Genomic DNA, 1,329 nt, shown 5'->3' on the forward strand with positions numbered 1-1,329 from the left:
AATCGCGCGAAGAACCGCCGGGTGGAGTTCGTCGTGCTCGACGGGCCCAAGCCGGACGTTGCGCAGCACTGATCCTGTTCCAAGCTCCGCACTGTACTCGGATGTGCGAGAAGCGCGCCGTACCAGCCCGTACGCGACAAGCGGACGCGCAGGTGCACTCGAGTCGACGCGGAACGCTGAATGGAAAGGCTTTTCGCGCGGCATGGCGATTGCTCAACCAGATGTCGCCGCCTCCGTGCGGCAGAGGAGGCTCCATGAAACCGAATTCGCTCTTGCTTCTGGCCGCGCTGCTCGCCGCCGCACCCGCGTTCGCGGCGGGCACGTTGCCGGAGAAGGCCAACGCGAAGGCGGCCGCTCACGCCGCGCTCGCCGACGGAACCGACGACGTGAGCAACAAGCCTACGACGTTCCCGAGCCAGGCTCAGGCGTCGGATCAGGCGCGCAAGGTGGCGTTCGGGGTGAAGGGCGCCGACGAACGCGCCGCCCACAGCAAGGCGGGGCAGCATGCTGCCGATCAGGCCGGCGACGAGAGCGCGAATCGCTCGGCCCAGGGCGCTGCGGCGAGCGCTGCGAAGAGCGCCAACGCCAACAGCCAAGCGGCCGCGGGTCTTACTCGCGCCACCGGGGCGAGGAACAGCCTCCCGGCTGGGACGCCTCCTCCGGGCCGCGGCAAATAAGCACGCAAGAGCAGTACGGGGGGCCGGCGCGCGGAGGGGCGCGCCGGCCCTCGTTTCATTCTCCACTCGAATCGTCCTCTTCCGTCCTCGCGGACAAGCTCTGAATCGTGGAGTACAAGCGCCGCCGGGTGATCCCAAGCAGGCGCGCCGCGGCCGCCTTGTTCCCACCCGCCCTCTCGATGGCCGCGTCGATCAGCTCCCGTTCGAACTCGTCGAGGTTGAAGCCTTCGCGCAGCACGTCGGCCGCGCGCTGGCCGCGCATCTCCGATCGCTCGGAGGCGCGTCCCAGCCTGCCGAAGTGCTCCGCGCCAATCTCGTCGTCGCCGGCGAGGATCAACGCGCGCTCCAGTGCGTTCTCCATCTCCCGCACGTTTCCCGGCCAGGCATGATCGTGCAACCGGTCGCGGGCTGCCGCAGACAGCCTGGAGGGAGGGACACCGCGCGACGACAGGAAGCGGTCCGCCAGCGGCAGGATGTCCTCGCGTCGGTCTCGCAGCGGCGGCAGATGGATCGCGAAAACGTTGAGCCGATAGTAGAAGTCCTCGCGGAAGGTGCCCGCCTTCACCGCGTCATCGAGATCGCGGTTGGTCGCCGCCACCACCCGCACGTCCACCTTGCGCGTCTGCGTGGACCCCACCGGCACGAACTCGCG

1 protein-coding gene and 1 pseudogene (1 of these 2 only partly in view) are annotated in these 1,329 nt (G+C 69.0%); one reads left to right on the forward strand and one right to left on the reverse strand.

Annotation, left to right across the window (positions count from 1 at the left end; genetic code table 11):
• The first annotated feature begins 254 nt into the window (after positions 1-254).
• Complete coding sequence (locus tag E6J58_00800; protein ID TMB43680.1) at positions 255-677, forward strand: hypothetical protein; 423 nt, start codon at positions 255-257, stop codon at positions 675-677.
• A gap of 55 nt (positions 678-732) precedes the next feature.
• Here the strand turns inward: E6J58_00800 and E6J58_00805 are convergent.
• Positions 733-1,329 (reverse strand): annotated as a pseudogene (locus tag E6J58_00805) (sigma-54-dependent Fis family transcriptional regulator) (it continues 719 nt past the right edge of the window).

This window comes from Deltaproteobacteria bacterium (assembly GCA_005879535.1).
GTDB lineage: Bacteria > Myxococcota > Myxococcia > Myxococcales > 40CM-4-68-19 > 40CM-4-68-19.